Below are 22,429 nucleotides of genomic sequence, written 5' to 3' on the forward strand. Positions count from 1 at the left end.
GATCTTGCGAACTAAAGAAGAGAATAGAGCGGCTATCGCTGAACTGTTTGCCCCGCAACGTGAAAAGCTAGGCGAACGATTTGACGCTTTGGTGGACGAGATCAGCGCCGTTAGGTATGAGTATCTTCAGAAGCGTGATAAGCTGCCAAAACAGCTAGTAGGTGTCCTGGATGCTAATGCAGCGGACGAACGGCGGTTAAATCGTGAAGAAGCTATGAAATGGGTACTAATCAAACAGAAATATGGTATATGAAGCACTCTCCAATATGCGAGGGTGCTTTTTATATTGGGCCGTGGGTGAGACTACCAACGGCCTATTTGCTCATGATCCGGAGCATATCGGTTCACTCCCTAAGCTGGAGAGCAGCTATACAAATCTATGGAGGTAGATGATAGATGGATTGGTTAAAAGTAATTTTGAAGGCAGCAGGGCTGGACGATACGAAGGTTGATTCTATTGTTGGTGATGCTGGCAAGGAACTGCCGAAGCATTTTGTTCCGAAGTCACAGTATAACGATGTCTCGGAGGCCAAGAAGCAGGCTGAAAAGGATCGAGATACAATTTCCGGGCAATTGGAAGAGGTGAGAAAGTCAGCCGGTGATAATGAAACGTTAAAAAAGCAAATTGAGACGTTACAGGAAGCGAACAAAACGGCCAAAGCTGATTACGATACCCAGGTGAAGGACCTACAGCTGAGCACGGCTCTGAAGTTGGCACTAGCTGGTGATGTGCATGAGAACGCACTTGATATGGCACTAGGAGCAATTGACAAAACAAAGATTGAACTGGATGACAGCGGCGCCGTAAAGGGAGGGCTGGAAGACCAGGTAAAAGCCCTGCGGGAGAGCAAGGGCTTTTTGTTTGCGGAAAAACAGGAAAGCAAGCCGCCAGCCTTCAAAGGTACGACACCAACAGATGGTAAACCTAGTGGTAGCGGAGGAAAGCCAGACGAGTCTACAGAATTTGCGAAGAACCTTGCTGCTTCCAATAAGCAGAGTGATTCCATGCAGCAAGCTCAAAAATCTTATTTTGAATAAGGAGGAAGATTGAATATGAGATTTACAGAAAATACGTACGGAAATCGGAAGACGATTCTTAAATTTCCTGATCACTATGTCAACTTGGCCGTGACAGTGGATGACACCGGGGTCACAGCAAATGCAGAAGGTAGAAAAATTGTGCCAGGCGGGACAATCATCGGTAATGGAATTCTGGTGGATCTGACTAAAAAGGCGAAGAAGGCCGTCACCACAACAGGTGTATCCAATGCTGAGGGCGTCCTATTTCAGGATGTTGATGTAACTTATGGGCCAGCACCTGGTGCTTTGATGATTCATGGTTTTGTTGACGTTACAAAAATTCCGACTGCTCCGACAGCTGAAGAAATCGCTGCCCTGAAGCAGATCACATTCTTGAAATAAGAGAGGGGAAAAACAATGCCTACTATTTTCGAGTTGGTTAACCCGAAAGCAATCGGAGCCTACTATACTGAAACAACATCTAACTCAATTCCGTATCTTGGAGCGACACTCTTTCCTGCTAGAAAGAAGCTGGGGCTTGATCTTAAGTGGATTAAAGGAGCAGGCGGGTTGCCAGTGTCTCTGGCTCCCTCAGCATTCGATACGAAGGCTACAGTTCGTGACCGTATCGGTTTGAAGGATGTCCAAGAAGAAATGCCATTCTTCCGTGAGTCGATGAGAGTCGGTGAAAAAGATCGTCAGGATTTGCTGCGGTTATTAGAGACAAATAACGAAGCATATTACAACGAAGTTATCCGTAAAATCTTCGATGATGCAACGACGTTGGTAAGCGGAGCGCAAGTGGTACCTGAACGGATGATTATGCAGCTGCTTTCTACTGGGGAAATTCATATTTCAGCTAACCGTATGCCTTATGATTATGATTACAAAATGCCAGCGACTCATAAAGTTACACTGACAGGCGCGGACAAGTGGGATGATCCGGGTGCGGATATTGTAGGAGATATCAAAACTTGGCAGGACCTTGTAGAGGATGAGACAGGTTCTAAACCGACCAAGGGTATCTGCAGCCTCAAAACATGGAACTACATTATGAAGAATACTGCAATTAGACTCGATATGAACCCACTGGGCGGAATGAACATCATTATGACAGATTCATTGATGAAGCAGTATCTGCAGAACAAGTTAGGCATCTCCATTGCGGTGTACAACAAGAAATACGGACTTTTGGATGGTTCCAGTCACCTGTTCTATCCAGATGATTACTTTACACTCATTCCAGATGGAAACTTGGGTACCACATGGTACGGTACAACTCCGGAAGAAGCTGACTTAATGAGTGGCGGCACTGATGCACAGGTACAGATTGTAAATACAGGCGTAGCTATCACCGCTATCAAGGAGAGTCATCCTGTAAATGTTGAAACAATTGTTTCCGAAATCGTCCTGCCATCATTCGAACAAATCGAACGTATCTTCATTGCTAAAGTGGCTTAATGTAGGGGCTTTTGCCTCTCCTATTTATTTTGAAAGGGTGATCTGAGTGACCGAAGAAAAACGTATTGAAATATCTCTTTTGGTAGCAGCTAAGTACAATCGGAAGTTTTATATGCCGGGGGAGAAGGTTTTGATTCTGCCGAGTGAAGTTGAATCGCTCATTAAGGATGGGGTAATTCGGCGTGAAGATGTGCCTGAATTTGATGATGATGATGAAGATGAGCAGGATGTGCCGCTGGAAGAAATGAAACTGCCAGCACTCAAGAAATATGCTAAGGAACATGGTATTGACTTGGGCGAAGCTTCGAAGATAAAGGAAGTGCTTGCAGTTATCCTGAAAGCAGGTGAAGCAGATGCCGGAGGAGATCCAAAAGTATCTAATTCGACTGAAACAATTACTACTGATACCGTTTGAAGATACCAGTAAGGATAGTAGGCTGCTGTTTGTTTTGGAAACTATCGTCCAGGAGATTAAAACTTATTGCAACATACCATCTATTCCAGAAGCCTTGGATAATGTGGTTCTGCATATAGCTGAGGACTACTACCGGACGAAGTACCCAACAGAATTCGAACTGACCGCGCCAGCAGTTACTAGCATCAAGCGTGGGGATGTTACAACAGCGTTCGGATCCGCTAAGGCTACAGTCACGGTTGGATCTGGAGCTACTTTCGTGCGGAACTATGCGGCTCAGCTGCAGGCGTTCCGCAGATTGAGGTGGTAACATGGTCAGTTTCGGTAATATACCAGCAGAGCGGTTAGCTATAGAGAGCACCTATGAAGGCCTATGTACTGTTTCGGAAATGAAGGATGTAAAAGATCCAGTGAGCGGTAAAACACGACAGGAGCCTGTCGTTGTGTTTGCTGACGAGCCGTGTGGACTCTCTCAATCAACTCTTCCAAGCGCGACACAGACTGTAACGTCAGACAGGGTGGAATACGATGCTAAGCTGTTTATCTCCCCTGATGTGACTATCAAGCCAGGAAGTCGAATCACGGTTCAACAGAACGGCATGGAGTTCAAAGGAGAGCAAGCGGGTAAGCCATTCAGGTATGCCACTCATCAGGAGATTAAGCTAAAAGAGGTCCTGAACGCATGAGTATGGGGAAGTTCGATTTCACTGATTTGAAGAAGCTGCATAAAAGTATGGTTCAGATGCAGAAAGAGTTCCCAGCCTTTATGGAGGAATGCATCCGGGAATTGGCTGGACGGCTGTTGGCAAAGGCTATAGCTCGGACTCCCGTACTGACTGGAGACTTGCGGCGGGGATGGCAGATCGGCCAGGTAGTAAAGTTACCAGGCGGTGGGGTGCATGTTGAGATCACAAATAACGTGGAGTATGCGCTATATGTAGAATTCGGGCATGTCACCCGTCTCCGTACTGGTTGGGTTAACGGTAGGTTTATGTTAACGCTATCGGAGCAGGAGTTGGAGAGGGAAATGCCAGCTATCATAGAACGGAAGTTTCAGAAATTCCTTAATAAGCATATGGGGCGGTGAGTATGCAGGATATAAAAAACGCACTCATAAAAAAACTATCGTTATTTACTCCGGAGTATCCGGTTTATGACGAAGCAGTGGAGCAGGGCATGCAGCAGCCGTGCTTTTTTGTGCTGTTATTGGAAAGTAGTCAGGTCCGAGGGGTTAACCGGCGCTATCAGCGTTTCAATCCCTTTGACGTTCATTACTTCCCGCAACAGGAATCAGCGGCTCCCCGAGAAGAATGCGAGCTGATATCTGAACAATTATATTCCGAGTTGGAATATGTAACTGGGCATGATGGGCTTTACCGGGGAACAGGTATGAGGCATGAAATAGTGGATGGAGTATTGCATTTCTTCGTTGAGTACAATGTTCACCTGATCCGGGATAAAGCACCGGATATTAAAATGCAGACTATGAAGCAAGGAGGCGGTATTAAGTGAGTGTGAAAAATGAAAAGGAAGCTATTGAAGCTCCTGAGGCTTCGTATACAAAGGAGCAGTTCTTGAGCTCTACCAAATACTCATACCAGGATAAAGATGTCCTGTCGGCGTTGCTGGAGCCGGAAAAGTTGTATACGGCGGCCGAGGCACAGCAGGTTATCAAAGAATTTAAGAACAAGGAGGTTGAATAGATTATGGCCGGTGGAACATGGACCACTCAAAATAAAGTAAGACCCGGTGTGTATGTTAACGTGGAAACGTCTGGCGGGGCATTGGGTACGGTTGGCAGCAGGGGAATAACCTCTTTAGCTCTAACTCTCCCATGGGGAGCGGCTAAGGTCATCACACCGATTATAGCTGGTGAGGATACATTCAAAGCGCTTGGCTATGACATTACAGCCCCAGAGCTGTTGTTGGTGCGTGAGGCGCTTAAAAGAGCTCGGACAGTGTTGCTGTACAAACTCAATGACGGAACAAAGTCAACGGTCACAGTTGGGACCTTGGTAGCTACAGCAAGATATGGTGGCATTCGAGGTAATGCACTGAAGGTTGTCGTACAAACCAACATCGACGATAGTAGCAAGTTTGATGTAAAAACGTTGCTGGATAATACAGTAGTGGACACGCAGGTAGTCGCTAATATTGCGGGGCTCATCCCGAATGACTGGATTGTATGGAGCGGGACCGGCACACTAACTGCAAATGCTGGAGCTCCTTTGATTGGTGGAGCAAATGGCACTGTGACTAATGCGGATCATACTGCATATCTAGCTACACTAGAGCTGTATGAATTCCAGACAGTGGGGTTGACATCCACGGACAATGCGCTCAAAGCTGTTTATGCTGCCTTTGTACGGCGCTTGAGAGAGTCAGAGGGTAAAAAGGTACAGGCAGCACTTGAGAACTACCCTGTAGCCGATTTCGAAGGTGTAATTAGCGTCAAGAATGGCGTGATACTTTCAGACGGGACCATACTTACAGCAGCGCAGGCCACTGCTTGGGTAGCTGGTGCTTCGGCAGCAGCTGAGATGAACGAGTCTCTGACTTATTCGGCTTACGATGATGCTGTAGATGTAGCGCCACGCTACACCAACACACAGATTGAGGCAGCGTTAAAGGCTGGAGAATTTGTTTTTACCCCTTCCGTTAATCGAGCTGTGGTAGAACAGGATATTAATACGTTCCTCTCTTACACTCCAAAGAAGGGGAAACAACTTCAAAAAAACCGTGTGCTCCGTGTGTTGGATGGTATTGCAAATGATCTGAAGCGTATCTTTGAATCATTTTACATCGGTAAGGTATCAAACAATGTTGATGGCCGAGCTCTGTTTCGCAAAGAGGCTGTGATCTATCTGGATAACCTACAGAGTATTGATGCCATTGAAAACTTTGATGCCCAGACGGATATCACGGTACTTCCTGGTATTGACTCAGATGCCATCTACGTGGAAGCCAATATTCAACCAGTAGATAGTATCGAAAAAGTATATATGAAAGTGCAGGTGAGATAAAATGGGTTTCTTAAAGGCTAGCGAAACAATCAGTGGACAAGAGGGACGAGCCTACGCCACAATCAACGGTCAGGTGGAGGAAATGTTCTACATCAAGACTCTTGAAGCCTCTGTTGAAAAGGAAAAGGCTGAGGTGAAGACATTGGGCCGCCGCGGCACGCAACATAAAACTACCGGATGGTCCGGTACCGGTAGTATGACGATCTACTATATGACAAGTCGGTTCCGCCAGTTGATGATCGATTATATCAAAACGGGTAGAGATACCAACTTTGATATTACGGTAACTAATGAAGATCCGGGATCTACCATTGGGTCTCAAACAATTACTCTACTAGGCGTGAATCTTGATAGTGTGGTTATGGTATCACTAGATACAGAGTCTGATGCACTAGAAGAGGATATTGATTTTACCTTTGAGGATATTGATATGGGTCAAGCATTTAACCCACCAGCCAATTAAACCAAATTTCAGGAGGAATTAATAATATGAGCGATTTTTCAGCATTCTACGCACAAAACGCAGCGGTTGAGACTACAGAGGATTTCGTAGTCTCTCCTAGATTTAAAGATAAAGATGGAAAGGCGATACCTTGGAAGCTACGTAGTATCACTGAGGCGGAAAATCAAGAGATCCGCAAGGCAGCAACTAAACGTACAAAGGCTAAGTATGGACAATATACTTCTGAGACTGATCCAAATGAGTATGTCGCTAAATTGGTTACAGCAACTGTTGTCTATCCTAACCTGAAAGACGCAGCTTTACAGGAGACATACGGGGTAAAAGGTGCTGAGGCTCTGGTGCGCAAAATGTTGCTACCAGGAGAGTTTACCAAGTTAACTGATCAGGTTCAAACCTTAAATGGCTTTGATCAGGATATTAATGAACTGGTTGAAGATGTAAAAAACTAATCGAGGAGGGCGATAGTGAGGCTAACTTGGCTTACTACGCCCTCCACGAACTTCATATCATGCCACATGAGTTAATGGCAATGAGCAAGCCAGATAGATCTGCAATTTATGCTATGATCTTGGTTCGAATCGATAAAGAGAAAAAGGATGCAGCTAAGTCCAAAGTTCGTAAAAAATGATCACAACCCTCCATCTGCTGTGGTAGAATATAGAAAAAATGTTTTAGGGGAAGTGATAGAATGGGTTTTTTCAAGAAAAGTGATTCTAAAAAGAATCAGTCTATAACTGTGAATTTATATCACGTAGATGGACTGCCTTTACCGGAAAGGAATCTTTGCAAAATTGAACTGGATTCCACCCAATTAAATATTGATGGCGGAGGAACAAGTTTTTCAATTGACGTTTCACAAATAAAAGATGCTCAATTTAAAGTTGAGAATGTCCCCGCACCAAATGGTGGTATTTGGATGACATGCTATCTTTTAATTAGTTATATAAATAAGTCTGGGCAGGTTAGTTCTGCTTCGTTTAAAACAGATAACGCTACGACCAAACCCAGAGATATCAAATACGCTCGAAAAATTGCAGATGAGTTAACTTTAAGAACAAAGAACTCCAATATAGTTGAATTATAAATTTGAATCAACGGAAGGCACTCCTGAAAGGGGTGCTTTTTTATTTTCTCAGAAAGGAGAGTTTGTATGAATAGTATTGCCGCCAGTTTAGCTCTGAACGATGCTTTCAGCCAACGGTTAGCGCAGGTGAATACTGTACTTGCATCAACGCTACAACTTATGGCTCGTTTGCAATCACAAGTACAAAATCCAATTACATTAAGAATTAGTGCTTTTGATGTTATTCATAACCTAGATATTATTAAACAGCAAATAGCTGCTTTGGGAACTGGCAGTCTAATAAGAATTAGTATTAATTCTAGTGAGATTCTTCAGAGACTCACAACTATTCGGCAGCAATTAGGTGGAGAAGAATCTATTCTCAAAATTCGCCTTAATACAGCAGATATTAATTCTGAGATCGCTGCCATCAGAAGACAGATTGATTCGGAGCTCGGTAATATTCAAGCACGCATCAGGATTGAACTTCCACGATCACTTGAAGCAATGTTTGTTAACTTACAACGGCTAGTTTTGCAACTTATCAGAGTTACACGCCAACTTCGCACACGTACTTCTGATGCTGATGGACTACGGCAAGCGCTTGAACGTATAGCTAGACTAGAACAGCAAATAGCGGACTTGCAATCTCGGGTTAATGGTAGGGTACGTGAAGCTGGTAAAAGCAGCTCAGCTTGGCTTAGTAATATTAAAGGCTTAGTTGCTGCTTACCTGTCACTGGCGAGCGCTAAGGCTCTTTTCGAAAAGACAGTTGGCGGGGCGATGGAGCAACAGAAGATGGAGGATATGTTTAAGGCACGTACCGGAGATGCTGAGATAGGGAAAGCGATGTTCGATAAATTCAAGGATGAAGCGCTGGCAGCTGGTCAGGATGTAACTAAATCGCTACAAAGCACGCTGTCCTTTTTCTCAACGACTCAAAATACAGACCAGTTATCTCAGCTGAACAATCTCGCCCAGCGGCTTAATGCCTTTGATAGTGCAGGGAATGGGATAGAGGGTGCTGCTTTTGCGCTCAAGGAGGCTATGAGTGGCGATATCGTTTCTCTAGCTGAACGATTTAACATGAGTAAATCCGATATACGGGCTTTTAACATTGATGACCTCGGTAAGGCGGGTAATATGGAGGGGTTCATCAAGGCGTTCGACCAGTTATTGGAGAAGCAGCAAATGGGTCAAAAAGCATTTGACACCATGATGGCGTCCCCTGCCAAACAGGTTGAAGTATTAGGTAATAACTTACGTTCAACTTTAGCGGATGCAGGCGGTGCTGCAGTTCAGAGTCTGATGCCGCTAATATCTATGATCAATACAGCCTTTCAAGACGGGACATTCCAGCCCTTTTTTGATGGCCTGAGCACAGCACTGGATTGGGTGGTTCAAAATGCCATTCGTGTCCTTGATATAGCTACAGAGATTTATAACTTTTTTTCCTCTAACTGGACGACCATTGCACCTATAATAACAGGGCTTGCAGGGGCGTTTGCTTTATGGAAAGGTGTAGTCATTGCCTCAAACGTTGTTATGGGCATACAAAATTTGTTAATGGGTATCGCTAAAGCGAGACAAGCGTACCTCGCAGGAGCAACACTAGCACAGGCGGCTGCGACAACGACTGCCACTGGTGCTCAGGTTGGTTTGAATGCTGCGATATTAGCGAATCCTCTCACATGGGTTATCGTTATTATTATCGCTGTGGTAGCAGCTATTTATTTCCTTGTTAAGTGGTTAATAAATTTGTGGAAAACTAACGACCAATTTGCCGCCGGTATGATGAGGGCGTGGAATGCAATTCTTAATTTTTTCGACCAGGTTCCCATCTTCTTCATGAAGGTTGGATACGGAATAGCTGATGCATTCGGATATGCGAAAGTTGAATCTCTTAAGTTAATGGAAGACTTAGCAAACGGAGCAATAGATAGGTTGAATAAACTTATCGAAAAACTGAACGGATTAAAGTTCGTCAGCATAAAAGCAATTGGGCATGTTGAATTTGCAACCGGAGCTGCCGCTGAAGAAGAAGCAGCTCGTCAACAAAGAGCGGCGAAAATAACCGCTGCTGAGAATGGCGCTGCCAAAACTGCTGCTGAGAGAGAAGCCAAAGTACAGAAGATGCTGGAAGATAGAGCGGATAAACGAGCCAAAGATCAAACAGCCAAGGAAGCAGAGGAATTAGCCAAGCAAAATAAAAATAAAGAAGCTGCAGAAGGGTATGATTTCTCTAAGTGGGATTCCACACATACCGGTGCGGGAAATGGTTCAGCGACTGATAATGACAAAAAGAATAAGCTTAAAAAAGTTGATAAAGTCGGCAAAGTAGAGAAGCCAATCGACATCTCTAAAGAGGATCTGAAGGTTATGCGTGATGTTGCTGAGATGAAGAATATCCAAAACTTCGTAACATTGACACCTACTATCCAAGTGAAGACAGGACCAGTACACAATGAGACTAATGTAGATTCCATCGTTAGTAAAATCACAAAGAAGCTTAATGAGGACATCGTGAGTACAGCCAAGGGAGTATATAGCTAAGAGGAGGGAATGCCAATGTTAAGACGCCATGCGCATAAAAAGAAGGTCGCCAAAGTAACGACCTTCAATGTTTCGATAAACATTCAGAATGAACGATCGATGAACGAAATTATTAATTCCGTATCTCGCCGATTGGAGGAAGACATTATATCTTCTTCCTCACGAATTTACAGCGAAGTTTCTAAACCCTTTGTCACTCTGACTCCTTCTGTAAATGTGAAAGCCTAGAAAGAGCAATTGTTACAATCCGGGCGGATACTTCGGCTATCTGTCGTGTTAGTTCAGGATTGGAATTATCATCGACATTTAGTTCGAAAAAATTTTCTAAGATGTCCTTTTCAAGTTCCTGCAGATCAATATTAATAATATTCAACTCCTTTCATGAATAGTTGGTATGACTGAACACCTACCAATATTCGACAATAAAGGGGTTATTCCTCTATAAATCGGAGGTGAGTCTATGGCTAATGACTACAGCATCGAACTAAGTTTTAACAACCGTGCAATATGGTTTGAAATCCCCGTCCTTCCGGAAGAAATAGAGATTGGTGGGGAAGGTGACGGAGAGACTTATGATATAACGGATCTTGGTGAAATTAATGTAATCAAGGCCGCTAAGCTGAAAGAGATTAGCTTTAGTAGTTTTTTTCCGGCTATCGCAGTCGGTGGTACTGTACCAAGCTATGTATCATCAAAAAACTGGGGGCAACCCGCGGACTACATCCAATTAATTGAAACCTGGATGAACAAGCGAAAGCCGATTCGGTTTATTTTTACGTCAACGGGTCTCAAAATAAATATTGCTGCCAGTATCGAAGAATTTAATTATAAAGAGGTTGCCGGGAGCCCGGGCGATTTTGAATATGAAATCAGCCTGAAGGAGTATGTCTTTTACGCTGCTAAAAAGGTGACGTTGAAGACAAATACAACACCAGCTGGTACAACAACCACCACTAAGAAAGAGCCAGCGAAACGCGCAGATGAACGTACCAAGTCTAAAACAGTTACCATCAAATCCGGGGACACCTTGATGAAGATAGCTAAAAGAGAACTCGGTGACGGTAGTCGGTGGAAAGAGATTCAGAAGTTAAACGGCTTAACAGATGCGCAGCTGAAGACACTCAAAATCGGCTCTGTTCTAAAGCTACCGGGGTGATGATACATGGAATTATTGATCGATAATAAAAATGGCGCCGTCTGGGATGTTTCCAGCATCGTTACTGATATATCTTGGAAGACAATCCGTATAGGTAAGGCAGCATCCTTAGAATTCACCCTTGTAGACCATGGCCCGTGGCAAGATAAAAAATTCCAACTGAACAATGGTGATGTGGTTAGATACACAGATGAGGGACATAAGGTTTTCTATGGATATATTTTCAGTATTGAAACTGGCAAGACAGAAGAAATAAGCATCCTTGCTTATGATCAGATCCGGTATCTGATGAATAGCGGAACTTATGTATTTACGAAACAGACAGCAACTCAGGTAGTTCAAAAGATCGCGCAAGACATGCAGCTCAAGACCGGAACGCTGGAAGATACAAAATACATTATTCCTTCCCAGATCCGTGACGATAAAACGTTTATCGATATGATCTGCATGGCGTTAGATGAGACCCTGATTAACTACGGGACCAACTTCGTATTCTTTGACGATTTTGGGAGCTTGACGATACGTAATGCTTCTAATATGCGCTTTCCTTTTGTGGTGGGTGATGATTCACTCATGACGGATTACTCTTACAGCCGCAACATTGACGATGAGACATACAATCAAATTGTATTGTACAGAGACAACAAGGAGACTGGTAAGCGGGAAACTTACGTTACCAAAGATAGCGCCAGCATTGCTAAGTGGGGATTGCTACAACTCTACGAGTCAGTAGATGAGAATCTGAATCAGGCTCAAATTACCGAGCAACTAACTCAGCAACTGTTCATGAAGAATCGAGAGAATCGGACGCTTAGTATAGAGGCCCTTGGAGATTACCGGATGCGTGCAGGATGCTACGTTAATTTATATATCAACGCAATGAACATAAATAAATTCTTCCTAGTCGATGAATGTACTCATAAGAAAGAAGGCGGAGTACATACCATGGACTTAGAGCTAAGGTTGGTGTGATCATGATAGATGCGATAAAACGCGCTGCCACTGAAGCGGTGAATGCTGCTGGTCCAGTTCTGGTACAGCTAGGAATTGTAGAAAAAATTAATCCTCTTGTAGTGTTGGTCGATAATCGGCTTTCACTTACGGAGGATTTTTTAATTGTTCCGGAAACCTTATCTGAACAGAAAATAACAATAGGAATCCAAGAATACGTAATTCGTAAGCCGTTAGCTACCGGAGATAAACTTTTACTTATCCGCATGCAAGGTGGTCAACGCTACGTAATCATGGATAGGGTGGTGAGCGTTTGATACCACAGAGCGATAACGTGCTGCTGAATGAGGATATGGAGGATACACCCCAACCAAGTCTTACTTATAAATTAGACCTTGTAAATGGACGTATAGGATCCGTAGTAGTGGATGGATTGGATGCTGTAAAACAGGCAGTTATAAAAATACTCTCGACAATCCGATTTGAAAACTTGATTTACAGTGACAATTACGGTAGTGAGGCAGATGTTGGAGCGGTGCGGGGTCGGGCGGTGTTTGAAACCGAAGTGGAACGCTGGACTAGGGAAGCGTTACTTCAGGATGATCGTATCGTTTCCGTAACCAACTTTAGATTTAACTATGATGGCGATGCGGTGCTCGTCTTGTTTGACGTAGAGAGTGATTACGGAAACTATACAGACCGATTGGAGGTGAATGGCGGTGTATGAAGATCAAACGTTTGAAACGATCTTAGAACGGATGTTAGACCGGGTACCAGATGGGCTGGACAAGCGAGAAGGTAGCATTATTTATGATGCTATGGCTCCAGCAGCAATGGAATTAGCTCAGATGTATGTTGAGTTGGATATAAATACAAACCTGATCTTCGCAGACACAACGAGTGGTGATTACTTAGATCGGGCAGTAGCGTGGTCAGGTGTTACTCGAAAGGTGGCTACTAAAGCGCAATTAAGAGGGTTGTTTTACAATGCAGCCAATACTCTTTTAGATATTCCGGTAGGCAGTCGGTTTGCAATAGGCGATATCAACTACAAGGCAATAGAAAGGCTTTCTCTTGGTAACTACCGGATGGAATCAGAAACTGTGGGAGCTGCTGGAAATCAAACATTCGGGGCACTACTGCCAATTGATTTTATTAATAACCTAGCTCGGGCAGAACTGACAGAACTGCTTGTTGCCGGAGTTGACCGGGAAACGGATAAAGCGCTCTACGAGAGGTATCAGGAGCGGATAACCAAACCAGTCACCAGCGGTAACAGATACCAATATGAGCAATGGGCTCGGGAAATCAGCGGTGTTGGCCGGGCTAAGGCGTTTCCTCTATGGAATGGACCTGGTACCGTTAAGGTAGTGTTGCTAAACAATGATATGAGAAAACCATCGACAGCGATTGTAGAGGCTGTTCAGAATTTCATTGATCCGACAAAGGACGGGATGGGTGAAGGAGTAGCTCCGATCGGTGCAGTTGTTACGGTAGTTGAGGCTACTGAGTTTCCTATTAATATATCGGTGAGTGTAACTCTTGCAAGTGGAGCTACAACGGATCAAGTAAAAACGCAGTTGGAGACAGCGACTAGGAATTATCTGGCTACTCTTGCCTTTACTGACTCGTTAGTCCGTTATACCCGGATACAGAGTCTAATATTAGATATACCACCGGTGATTGATTATACAAATCTGAAAGTAAACAATCAAACAGTTAATATTCAGATACCAGATGATGCTGTAGCAGTGCTTGGGACGGTGACTGTAACATGAATGGGACTGACCGTTTAAAAAATTATCTCCCGGCATATTATGCTGACATACTCGAAATGAACGAGCTGATGAACGGTGAAGGACCAGAGTTTGATCTCCTTGGCACACGGGTTGAAGAATTATTGAACCAAGCATTCCCGGAGTCGGCTACTTGGGCATTAGGGAGATACGAAGAGGAATTACAAATCGTAGTCGATACCAACAAACCTAGTGACCAACGGCGGTCTGTGATCATTTCAAAAATGCGCGGATTTGGTAAGGTATCCGGAGACATGATTAAGAATGTAGCACAGGCATATGACGGCGGCACAGTTGATGTGGCTGTATCTCCAGCTGAGTATAAGATCGTGATTACCTTTATTGATACATTGGGTGTGCCAATTAACATAGATGACCTTAAAAAAGCTTTAGAGGATATCAAACCGGCTCATATGATTTTGTCTTATGCCTACCGTTATTTGCTTATCAAAGAGGTGCATAAGATCATGACAATCAACCAATTGCAGCAGACGCTATTAAATAAATTTGCGGGAGGTGGGCCTGTTGTCCAGTAATACACCCAATTTGAATTTACTCAAAGTTAACCCAGTTACCGATGGTAATGATACTTTTAACATCGATACTATGCTCAATGATAACTGGGATAAAATAGACACAACAGTTGGTAATAAGGTAGATAAGGTATCCGGCAAGCAATTATCTACCAATGATTACACGACAGCGGAAAAGACAAAATTGTCTGGAGTAGCTACCGGAGCTAATAATTATACACATCCTACAGGAGATGGTAATCAACACGTACCAGCTACGGGTACTAGTAACAATGGCAAAGTACTTAAAGCTGGAACAACAGCCGGGAGCTTATCTTGGGGAAATGTTAACGGATCTGAAGTTGTAGAGGATGCTACACATCGTTTTGCAACGGATACCGAAAAGGTGACATGGAACGCCAAAGAAACAACAACAGGATCTCAAGCTAAAGCAGATGCAGCAGTGCTTCCGATTAATAACAGGCTAAATACTGAATCTCTCACCTCTATCATTTTAGTGGCTGGACAGCAAATTTTAAACGCAACAAAGAACGCTAGACTACAAGGATTAAAGGTACAGGGTAGGACGTTAATGCCATTATTATCTGACAGTTTTAAAACAGATAGTAACTCGGACGGAATGGCCGACGGTTGGGCAGCTACGCTTTACGGAGCAACGCCATCCCTAGTGTCGATAAATGGCGGTAAGGCACAACGTATTACTTCAACTGCAGCTGATACGGGGACACCTAGACGATTAGAGCGTAATATTACGGTTGAGTCTGGTAAACGCTATGTGGCTCTCGTGGATGTTGTAACAGATGGTACCTCGCTCGCACATCTCGCTGCTGCGAGTGGAACAAGTACAATAACCAATGCCACCTCTGTAACTTCTGCCGCAACAAAAACACACTCAGTTAAATTCATGCCGACAACATCGGGAACTATCATCCTACGTTTATACAACTATAATGGATTAGGAACCGTGGGGTGGGTACAGTTCGATAGCCTTCGTGTAATCGAAGTATCGGCGTCTGATTACATTTCTTTCGACAGCATGACATCGGATCAAATTGCACAACGCTGGCCTTTCGTCCCTCCTGGTATTAATGGAGTAGATGGGCTGTATGTACGGAGATATGGACGTAATTTGCTGCCGGATAAGCCAGATACGTTGAATGCTAATGCTAAAATGAACGGACCTTATGATATTACATTAACAATAACAACAGGTGGAGGGCCATCCACAACTGATGTACCCGTAAAAGGAGGAGCCCAATACTATCTAAGAGCTACGTTAGGCGCTTCTGCGGGACAAAGTTATATAAACTATTATTGGGTGAATTCAAGTGGAGTTGCAACATATCTTTCGGAGATAAGCAATGCTACACCTCAAGGGAAAATAATTAATACTCCGTCAGATTGTGTGGCTTTGAGATTCAATATGGCAGGTTCCATTGCAGGCACATTCACTTTCAAGGACTGGCAGCTCGAACTCGGCAACGCAGCCACGCCGTTCCAACCGCGTGAAGACAGCCTTATCGCCTTTGGTGGAGTAGAGTTACACGCTAACCCAACGGATGGCAGCGAACCGGATATACTGCGTGAGGTTAACGGACGGTATGAGGTGACGAGGTTATGGCGTGAGATGGTGCTGGATGGAACGTTACCTTGGGAATATAACTCCACTGCATCCGGATATAAGGCGCTACGGATATCAAAGCTTGGAGCTGTTTTTTCAGGTAACTATATCGTTGGGTTTGCAACAAAATATAACGGCCAAACACTCGTAAATACAAGCGACCCAATCGCAACTGCTGGGGCTGATAAATTTAGGCAGCGCGCGGAAGATGCGTATTTTTATCTAAGCGTATCATCTGCTGATTCTGGTTGGGGAGACTCCTATACACCGAGTGTGGACGAGATTAAAGCGTATTTTAACGGGTGGAAGATGGCATTGTCTGGATCCACCAATCCATATAACGGAACAGGTACAAAAGTGTGGGGATATCAGAGTAACCTCTATGAGGGCAATACAAACACTGTACCTACGACGGCCGTACCAAACTGGACACCATATCAACTCTTATACCGTCTTGCTGCCGTAACAACGGAGGCAGTCCAAGAGGACGGCAGCCTATCACTACTTGAGGGAGATAACTTTATAGAAGTAGGTAGTGGGTATGTAAGCCGTGAGCGAGTTACCCCATCAACAGATACAGGTAATTGGTATATCAATAATGATCCAAGTCTATACTCCCCGGGCGGAGATTCTCGTCTTAAAAATAAGGCTCGTGAGATACTCAATGTTTTTAAAGAATCAAGAGTTGGGGCATGGATCATAGAAAAAGCAGCGACTGCGGGATACGGAAATTCGCGAGCAAATCAGCCACCTGCTATATATGATCCATCTGCCTCTTATAGCGTCTCTTATATCAAACTGGATAAATCCCCAGTACCGGGAGTTACTGGCTTTTACGCATCCTCTGAGAAGGCACAGTTACGTGATCTGACCGATGGAGTGACAGAAGCGCTGGCGAGAGTATCCGTGGTTGAGGCTAAGAAAGCGGAGAAGGACGTACCGGCGCAGATAACACCGACATTGCTTAACGGGTGGGAGACGTATGGCAGCGGCAACGCACCTTACTATTACAAAGACACGCTTGGATTTGTGCATATCGGGGGCATGGTTAAGAGCGGTGTCAACGGGTCGCCAATCTTGACGTTACCGCCTGGATATCGCCCATCAGCAACAGCCGGCATCGAGTCAATATCCGTATCCAATAACGGCAGTGGTGTTTTAATCGGCAATGTCGAGGTGGACTATAAAGGCCGTGTAACCCCATATTCTGGAGGCACAACATGGCTAAGTCTCGATAACATTCCACCGTTCTTGGCGGTCAATTAAGGAGGCATAAAACGATGAAAGAAGCAATCATAACAGATACTAATGGGCTATACACAGACGTGACGATTGTCTCTGATACTGAGTTCGGAGTCACGCCGCTTTATGAGATTCCGACGTCCGAGTACGATCACGACACGCCAGCAAACGAAACACCGGAGCCAGTGCTTGTCGGCTATCGTGTGGCTGTACCTGTACCTGCTGGACTATATAAGCCACACTTTGATTTAGTTGCTTGGAATGCGTGGCAGGACGTTGTACTAGAGGCACAGAGCGACTATGCCGACGAGCTGCATGATTGGCGGGAGCAATGGGCGGAGGGTGAGAAACAAGGTCCTGAGCCAGTTTACACACCTCCGGTACAACCTGATAACCTTTGGGTCGAAGGCTTAACACCAGAAGAGATTGCGGAGTTGACAAAGCCCGGTGAGCTCTCAGAAATTGAGATGTTAAAAAAAGAGAACATGCTCTTAAAGGCACAGAACAACGCAATAACTGAACGTGCCGATTTTATCGAGGACATCATTGCTGAAATGGCAATGCAGATATACCAATGATAGCCCGCATTTTTTACTGGTTCATGTCAAAGAGGAGAGGGGGTGACATCATGATGGCTATGTTTTTCGCACAACGCGTAATCTTAGGTAAGACCAAATATATTGAGGTTCCATCTACTTTGAGACCAGGAGTAAAAGAAATTTTGGTTGATAGCGGACTTGAATTCCTTGCTGAAGAAGAATAAATAAAATCAGCGCCCATCGAGGCGTTTTTCTTTTGCCCTCGGATCTCCGGGGGCTATTTATATTGATCAATAGATAGAGAGGGGAGTTGTTTTATGTCCATTGGGGGAGCAAACCAAGGAGGAGGGGGCGGTGATGTAATGCCGATGCACCGATTGGAAGATGTTGAAAAGGGCTTACTCGGTCTTTCAAGTGAATTTGCGCGAATATCCGCAGACCTAGCCAATACTAATGCAAAAATGAACTTACTTGAAGCCGGTCTGAGACACGAAGAGAGCATTTTACAAATGGAGAAATCCACAATAAAAATGGAAGTTAAGTTTGGTGAGATCATGGGGAAATTTGATTCTCTAGAAAATAAGATATTCATGCTATTACAGCAAGCTAATAAGGATAGTGGATCAGAGCGTAAAATGTGGCTTGATTTTGTTAAGTACATCATTGGTATTACCATTGGCGTGATTGTGGCTAACCAATTTTTAGGGAGGTAAATATGCTTACACTAGATCAAGTAAAGAGTAAATCATCTGCGAGATTGATAGGGTTGCATCCGGTTGTATTGGCTGCTGCAACTATTTTAATTGAACGCTGTTACTCTCGGGGAGTGCCTATTCTTATCACTCAAGGTTTACGAACTATTGCGGAGCAAGACGCTCTCTATGCACAAGGGCGTACAAAACCCGGATCTATCGTGACTAATGCTAAAGGCGGGTATAGTTATCACAATTTTGGTTTGGCTGTTGATTTCGCTTTGCTGCTGCCAAATGGATCCAGTGTCTCATGGGATATGAACCGAGACTACAACGAAAACAACATCAAAGACTGGATTGAAGTAGTGGAAGAGGCTAAGAAGCTCGGCTTTGATTGGGGCGGTGACTGGACATCATTTAAGGATTATCCGCATTTTCAAATGGTCTTTGGTTTAACACTTACTCAGCTGAGAGCTGGTATCAAGCCATCTGAAACAGCAATGGCAAAAGCAACGGCTATTATAGATCGACTAAAAGAGGAGGTAAAGGAAGACATGAGTAAAATTGAGGAGTTAGAAGCAATCATAGCGAAACAGGATGAGCGCCTAATGGACGTAGAAAAGCGATTAAACATCTCGGGCAAGGAAACATATGCCATCAATTATAGTGAGGCTATTACAGCTGCTAAAGCGGCTGGAGCGATTACAACATCAGCAGAAAAATCAAAACTAGAACTTAATGTAATTCAAATGTTGTACAATATGGGATTATTTGCGAAGGGAGATAAATAATTTATGGACAATGAAAACCTAACTAATGTACTGGCGTTCGCCTCGGTGATCGCCGTTTTTGTGTTGACAGGAGTACAGTTCGTGAAGACTTCGTTTAACGTGCCTAAAAATATATTGCCCTTGATAGGATTAGTTATCGGCCTGTTGATCGGCGCGGCTGCATATCCGTTTACAGAGTTAGGCTTAGTGCTTAGATTATGGTCGGGCGGCCTAGCGGGACTATCAGCAACGGGATTATTTGAATTAGCGTTTAGTAAGAGGGATGGTACAACGAAGGGATAAATCAAACTGAAAAAAAAGCGACCCTATTGAAATCAAGGTCGCTTTTTATTTTTAATTATATTTTAGCAAACTACTCGTTCTTTTTGGGTTTCCGCAGTGCGTTCATAATAATTTAAAAATGGTATATCTTCCTTCGAGTCTTTAATGGATTTATAGAGTATCTCAATTAATTCTTCGAAATTCTTTTTCATTAATTCTTCCTTCAATGTAATTCCCTCCTTAAAATCCTATAGGCGGAGAACTTTTGTAGGAGTCTCCCTTTTCCCTTATCTTAGCGTCTGCTTCTTGTTTTTGCAACTCAAGGATTTCAATATCAATCCGATCTTGCCATTTATGATACAATTCAATTGTGTTCTTATAAGGAGTTCCTAAATTGCGAAATAGGGAAATTACCAAGTGTTCATTTCGAATTGTTTCACAGAAATCTTTACCAGTAGGTATAAAAACTAGGTCTTCATCAGTAAGTTTGTTCAGTATTCCTGTTGCGAAAAATTCATATCGATTATATATACTAATTAACCCTAATTTTTGTTTGATAATCGATTCTGCTAATAATTCTTTAGAGAATTGATCCAAGGAAAGATTAAAGCTACCGTCAAATAAATGATCACTTGTTGAAGGTTTTGGGACCTCTTTTTTAAATTCTCTAGCATATTTCTCATATTCAGGAATAATTTCGGTAGCATAAATATTTAGATATTGAAGGCTGGTTTCTACAGCTAGGCGCCTATTTCTTATATCAAGATCCTTTTTTAATAATTTTAATTGACCTATACCGACGAAGACACCAATTATCAGTACAATTCCTGAAAGACTGTATAAAACCCCTAATATGTCTTTAAGCACAATCCACCATGGATAATCCAATAGTACTCTCCCCCTCAAAATCTGTAAGAAATATTTCGACATTTTTCTATTGAATTCCTCCTAGTTTGGAATAAAAATGTAATAATGTAGAATTGAAACTAAAGATGCTTTGTTCCAGTATGGAAGAGGCTATCGACAGGAAAAATTATCTTACAGTGATATAGAGTGCATATACATAATGTTCCAAATGAATTATAGTGTAGAATACACAGTTCGGAAGCACCGACAGTGCGATCCGGTAGTATCTACAAGAGACCTCGTGGATCAGTAACCGCCAGGTCTCTTTTTTTATTTTCTAGGAGGTTTGTATATTGCTAAAGCTTGTTGTCATCATGATATTGATTATTATCATTACAGCAATTATAGTTTCTGTTTTTTTGTCAAAGAGGAATAAGGGGTATCCTAAAAATACGGTGATTGATCCTCTTAAGATCTCAATTAAGGACATTGACCGTATGGAAGATGGTTCTGATTTCGAAGAATACCTGTATCGTTTGTTTTTAGCGCTGGGGTACAATGATGCATATAAAACCAGAGGGAGCAGAGATTTCGGTTCTGATTTAGTTTTTACTGATCGTGAAGGATATCGAAATGTTGTTCAGGCCAAAAGGTATTCGAATCCGGTAGGATTAGGAGCTGTTCAAGAGGTTTATGGTTCGATGAGATATTACCGAGCTAAGAAGTCCATGGTGATATCCTCAAATCAATATACATCAGCATGTGAAGAACTTGCTGGTTATAACGCAGTGAAATTACATAATCGCAGTGATCTCATTAATATCATGGACTTATTTAAGTCAGGAGAGATAAATAAAGCAAAAGATATCATTGAGTCGGAACCGAGAATTATACTAGATTCATGGGATAATTATATGAATAGTAATAAAGTTATTAAGAAGGATTTTAAGGCGGAAAAACGACTGGTCACGAAGAATAAATAGGAGTGATCGTATTGAGTAATATATACAAAGTCCTAAAGACAGACTCTGAATTTCTTACGGCTGCTTTGTCACAGTCACACGTAGATATACTTGAACGCCGTGGTGATCTGGCAGGGTGTATAGTTGATTGTGGTGGCTCGATTCAGAAATGGAGTCCTGTTAGTGTTAAAGTCGCGGATGCTTATTATATGAGAAGTGAATTTGAATTTAGAATGATTTTGGCATAATCGCGTATGAAAAATACCCCATCTACATTAAGGTAGATGGGGTATTTTTCATACTGACATTTTAGAACGTAGGTCTGAACATTAGGTGGAGATTTTAACATTTATGTTCTTTTCGCTTCGAAGAAATGGGTGTTATCAGCAAATTCATGAGGCTGGGTTTAATACCATATATATTGGGCATAACCCTTTACAGTATACCCACCAGGCAGAATTCCATGTAATCTGATTCTATAATCTCCTGTTTCAAACCCGCCTGGGAAAAGAACAGTCCAGGCACCATCCGAAGGGGCAGCAGCAGTCAATAAACTTTTCCATGTACAAACAATTGATCCTGATTTATCACATTTTTCTAAAGAAACCTTAAATACACCATCATTAGAATCATAAGTGCTTGTACTTGTAAGATTAACTGTGATATTGGTATTGGGATTATAGACATGGAATGTAGGGGTATAAAAGTTACTAGAAAATTCATAACTGAAGGTATCCTGAGATAAAGGTGAAATGTCAGCTGGAGGAGAACTTGTATTTACAACTGCGGTAACATCATCAGTTACGGGTGCGATATCTTCAGCTGCGGATGAATGAGATGGTAATAAAATCACAAAAAATAATACTGTCATTAGTACTAAACTTAGTTTATTCTTCATTTTACACTCTCCCCAAAATGTTATTTTATTCTATTTTATTATAAAATATTACATTTATTTGTATATAGGTATAATTGATCATAAAATAATGTAAATTATTGTTGAATTTAGATTTTTTACGTCTTGATTATTTAGTATCACCT

Annotated in this window: 33 protein-coding genes; 30 read left to right on the forward strand and 3 right to left on the reverse strand. The window is 42.8% G+C overall.

The annotated features are described in order from the left end of the window. The first annotated feature begins 4 nt into the window (after window positions 1-4). The 28 genes from MKX34_RS11730 (at window position 5) to MKX34_RS11865 (ending at window position 19,601) form a co-directional block, all read left to right on the forward strand. Entirely contained in the window at window positions 5-253 is a 249-nt protein-coding gene (locus MKX34_RS11730; RefSeq protein WP_143763715.1) for a hypothetical protein, read from the forward strand. A 143-nt stretch (window positions 254-396) separates the two neighbouring features. Next, window positions 397-1,038, forward strand: coding sequence for a phage scaffolding protein (locus MKX34_RS11735; RefSeq protein WP_076296340.1), 642 nt, complete (start codon window positions 397-399; stop codon window positions 1,036-1,038). Window positions 1,039-1,053: 15 nt separating this feature from the next. Further along, window positions 1,054-1,422, forward strand: coding sequence for a hypothetical protein (locus tag MKX34_RS11740; RefSeq protein ID WP_076296341.1), 369 nt, complete (start codon window positions 1,054-1,056; stop codon window positions 1,420-1,422). A gap of 15 nt (window positions 1,423-1,437) precedes the next feature. Further along, a complete protein-coding gene (locus MKX34_RS11745; RefSeq protein WP_076296342.1) occupies window positions 1,438-2,481 on the forward strand; it encodes a major capsid protein in 1,044 nt (347 codons plus the stop codon). Window positions 2,482-2,527: 46 nt separating this feature from the next. Next, a complete protein-coding gene (locus MKX34_RS11750; RefSeq protein WP_076296343.1) occupies window positions 2,528-2,896 on the forward strand; it encodes a hypothetical protein in 369 nt (122 codons plus the stop codon). After that, window positions 2,835-3,206, forward strand: coding sequence for a phage head-tail connector protein (locus tag MKX34_RS11755; RefSeq protein WP_076296344.1), 372 nt, complete (start codon window positions 2,835-2,837; stop codon window positions 3,204-3,206). The genes MKX34_RS11750 and MKX34_RS11755 overlap by 62 nt, the downstream gene beginning before the upstream one ends. A 1-nt stretch (window position 3,207) precedes the next feature. Further along, window positions 3,208-3,582 (forward strand): hypothetical protein, encoded by a 375-nt coding sequence (locus tag MKX34_RS11760; protein WP_076296345.1) that lies wholly within the window; start codon window positions 3,208-3,210, stop codon window positions 3,580-3,582. Continuing rightward, window positions 3,579-3,983, forward strand: coding sequence for an HK97 gp10 family phage protein (locus MKX34_RS11765; RefSeq protein WP_076296346.1), 405 nt, complete (start codon window positions 3,579-3,581; stop codon window positions 3,981-3,983). The genes MKX34_RS11760 and MKX34_RS11765 overlap by 4 nt, the downstream gene beginning before the upstream one ends. A gap of 2 nt (window positions 3,984-3,985) precedes the next feature. After that, window positions 3,986-4,408, forward strand: coding sequence for a DUF6838 family protein (locus MKX34_RS11770; RefSeq protein ID WP_076104533.1), 423 nt, complete (start codon window positions 3,986-3,988; stop codon window positions 4,406-4,408). Then, entirely contained in the window at window positions 4,405-4,599 is a 195-nt protein-coding gene (locus MKX34_RS11775) for a hypothetical protein (protein ID WP_081383863.1), read from the forward strand. Before MKX34_RS11770 ends, MKX34_RS11775 begins: the two co-directional genes overlap by 4 nt. Window positions 4,600-4,602: 3 nt before the next feature. Then, entirely contained in the window at window positions 4,603-5,919 is a 1,317-nt protein-coding gene (locus tag MKX34_RS11780) for a phage tail sheath family protein (RefSeq protein ID WP_076296347.1), read from the forward strand. A gap of 1 nt (window position 5,920) precedes the next feature. After that, window positions 5,921-6,382 (forward strand): phage tail tube protein, encoded by a 462-nt coding sequence (locus MKX34_RS11785; protein WP_076104535.1) that lies wholly within the window; start codon window positions 5,921-5,923, stop codon window positions 6,380-6,382. A 26-nt stretch (window positions 6,383-6,408) separates the two neighbouring features. Beyond that, window positions 6,409-6,831: a phage portal protein gene (locus MKX34_RS11790; RefSeq protein ID WP_076104536.1), complete on the forward strand. Its 423-nt coding sequence runs from the start codon at window positions 6,409-6,411 to the stop codon at window positions 6,829-6,831. A gap of 239 nt (window positions 6,832-7,070) precedes the next feature. Continuing rightward, window positions 7,071-7,466, forward strand: a complete 396-nt coding sequence (locus MKX34_RS11795) for a hypothetical protein (RefSeq protein WP_076104537.1) — start codon at window positions 7,071-7,073, stop codon at window positions 7,464-7,466. 66 nt (window positions 7,467-7,532) lie between these two features. After that, complete coding sequence (locus MKX34_RS11800) at window positions 7,533-9,998, forward strand: hypothetical protein (protein ID WP_076104538.1); 2,466 nt, start codon at window positions 7,533-7,535, stop codon at window positions 9,996-9,998. A gap of 15 nt (window positions 9,999-10,013) precedes the next feature. Beyond that, complete coding sequence (locus MKX34_RS11805) at window positions 10,014-10,226, forward strand: hypothetical protein (RefSeq protein ID WP_076104539.1); 213 nt, start codon at window positions 10,014-10,016, stop codon at window positions 10,224-10,226. A 232-nt stretch (window positions 10,227-10,458) separates the two neighbouring features. After that, window positions 10,459-11,154: a LysM peptidoglycan-binding domain-containing protein gene (locus MKX34_RS11810; protein ID WP_076208585.1), complete on the forward strand. Its 696-nt coding sequence runs from the start codon at window positions 10,459-10,461 to the stop codon at window positions 11,152-11,154. A gap of 6 nt (window positions 11,155-11,160) precedes the next feature. After that, window positions 11,161-12,126, forward strand: coding sequence for a hypothetical protein (locus MKX34_RS11815; RefSeq protein ID WP_076296348.1), 966 nt, complete (start codon window positions 11,161-11,163; stop codon window positions 12,124-12,126). 2 nt (window positions 12,127-12,128) lie between these two features. Then, on the forward strand, window positions 12,129-12,422 hold the full coding sequence (locus tag MKX34_RS11820) for a DUF2577 domain-containing protein (RefSeq protein WP_076138688.1): 294 nt from the start codon (window positions 12,129-12,131) through the stop codon (window positions 12,420-12,422). Then, window positions 12,419-12,832 (forward strand): DUF2634 domain-containing protein, encoded by a 414-nt coding sequence (locus MKX34_RS11825; RefSeq protein ID WP_036684205.1) that lies wholly within the window; start codon window positions 12,419-12,421, stop codon window positions 12,830-12,832. Before MKX34_RS11820 ends, MKX34_RS11825 begins: the two co-directional genes overlap by 4 nt. Further along, the gene (locus MKX34_RS11830) at window positions 12,819-13,883 is read left to right on the forward strand and encodes a baseplate J/gp47 family protein (RefSeq protein WP_305953652.1); all 1,065 of its coding nucleotides are present in this window, start codon (window positions 12,819-12,821) and stop codon (window positions 13,881-13,883) included. The genes MKX34_RS11825 and MKX34_RS11830 overlap by 14 nt, the downstream gene beginning before the upstream one ends. Further along, window positions 13,880-14,437, forward strand: a complete 558-nt coding sequence (locus tag MKX34_RS11835; RefSeq protein WP_076296350.1) for a YmfQ family protein — start codon at window positions 13,880-13,882, stop codon at window positions 14,435-14,437. Before MKX34_RS11830 ends, MKX34_RS11835 begins: the two co-directional genes overlap by 4 nt. After that, on the forward strand, window positions 14,427-17,321 hold the full coding sequence (locus MKX34_RS11840; RefSeq protein ID WP_339205046.1) for a hypothetical protein: 2,895 nt from the start codon (window positions 14,427-14,429) through the stop codon (window positions 17,319-17,321). Before MKX34_RS11835 ends, MKX34_RS11840 begins: the two co-directional genes overlap by 11 nt. Before the next feature lie 14 nt (window positions 17,322-17,335). Continuing rightward, window positions 17,336-17,875: a hypothetical protein gene (locus tag MKX34_RS11845; protein ID WP_339205048.1), complete on the forward strand. Its 540-nt coding sequence runs from the start codon at window positions 17,336-17,338 to the stop codon at window positions 17,873-17,875. Window positions 17,876-17,925: 50 nt separating this feature from the next. Further along, window positions 17,926-18,060: a hypothetical protein gene (locus MKX34_RS11850; protein WP_256715915.1), complete on the forward strand. Its 135-nt coding sequence runs from the start codon at window positions 17,926-17,928 to the stop codon at window positions 18,058-18,060. Between the two features lie 93 nt (window positions 18,061-18,153). Next, window positions 18,154-18,549, forward strand: coding sequence for a hypothetical protein (locus MKX34_RS11855; protein WP_339205051.1), 396 nt, complete (start codon window positions 18,154-18,156; stop codon window positions 18,547-18,549). A gap of 2 nt (window positions 18,550-18,551) precedes the next feature. Further along, the gene (locus tag MKX34_RS11860) at window positions 18,552-19,319 is read left to right on the forward strand and encodes a M15 family metallopeptidase (RefSeq protein ID WP_076297111.1); all 768 of its coding nucleotides are present in this window, start codon (window positions 18,552-18,554) and stop codon (window positions 19,317-19,319) included. A 3-nt stretch (window positions 19,320-19,322) separates the two neighbouring features. Further along, a complete protein-coding gene (locus MKX34_RS11865) occupies window positions 19,323-19,601 on the forward strand; it encodes a holin (RefSeq protein WP_076297110.1) in 279 nt (92 codons plus the stop codon). A gap of 62 nt (window positions 19,602-19,663) precedes the next feature. Here MKX34_RS11865 and MKX34_RS11870 read toward each other — a convergent pair whose 3' ends face one another. Next, entirely contained in the window at window positions 19,664-19,807 is a 144-nt protein-coding gene (locus MKX34_RS11870) for a hypothetical protein (RefSeq protein ID WP_179089312.1), read from the reverse strand. A 13-nt stretch (window positions 19,808-19,820) separates the two neighbouring features. Next, a complete protein-coding gene (locus tag MKX34_RS11875; RefSeq protein ID WP_143763758.1) occupies window positions 19,821-20,468 on the reverse strand; it encodes a hypothetical protein in 648 nt (215 codons plus the stop codon). A 311-nt stretch (window positions 20,469-20,779) separates the two neighbouring features. Here MKX34_RS11875 and MKX34_RS11880 point away from each other — a divergent pair, with 311 nt between their 5' ends. Both MKX34_RS11880 and MKX34_RS11885 read left to right on the forward strand, forming a co-directional pair. After that, on the forward strand, window positions 20,780-21,409 hold the full coding sequence (locus MKX34_RS11880; RefSeq protein ID WP_256717646.1) for a restriction endonuclease: 630 nt from the start codon (window positions 20,780-20,782) through the stop codon (window positions 21,407-21,409). A 2-nt stretch (window positions 21,410-21,411) separates the two neighbouring features. Continuing rightward, window positions 21,412-21,636, forward strand: a complete 225-nt coding sequence (locus tag MKX34_RS11885; RefSeq protein ID WP_256717645.1) for a hypothetical protein — start codon at window positions 21,412-21,414, stop codon at window positions 21,634-21,636. Window positions 21,637-21,794: 158 nt separating this feature from the next. Here MKX34_RS11885 and MKX34_RS11890 read toward each other — a convergent pair whose 3' ends face one another. Beyond that, window positions 21,795-22,286 (reverse strand): hypothetical protein, encoded by a 492-nt coding sequence (locus MKX34_RS11890; protein ID WP_076139049.1) that lies wholly within the window; start codon window positions 22,284-22,286, stop codon window positions 21,795-21,797. Window positions 22,287-22,429: the final 143 nt, after the last annotated feature.

It is taken from the genome of Paenibacillus sp. FSL R5-0636 (genome assembly GCF_037974255.1).
GTDB classification, from domain to species: Bacteria; Bacillota; Bacilli; order Paenibacillales; family Paenibacillaceae; genus Paenibacillus_AQ; species Paenibacillus_AQ odorifer.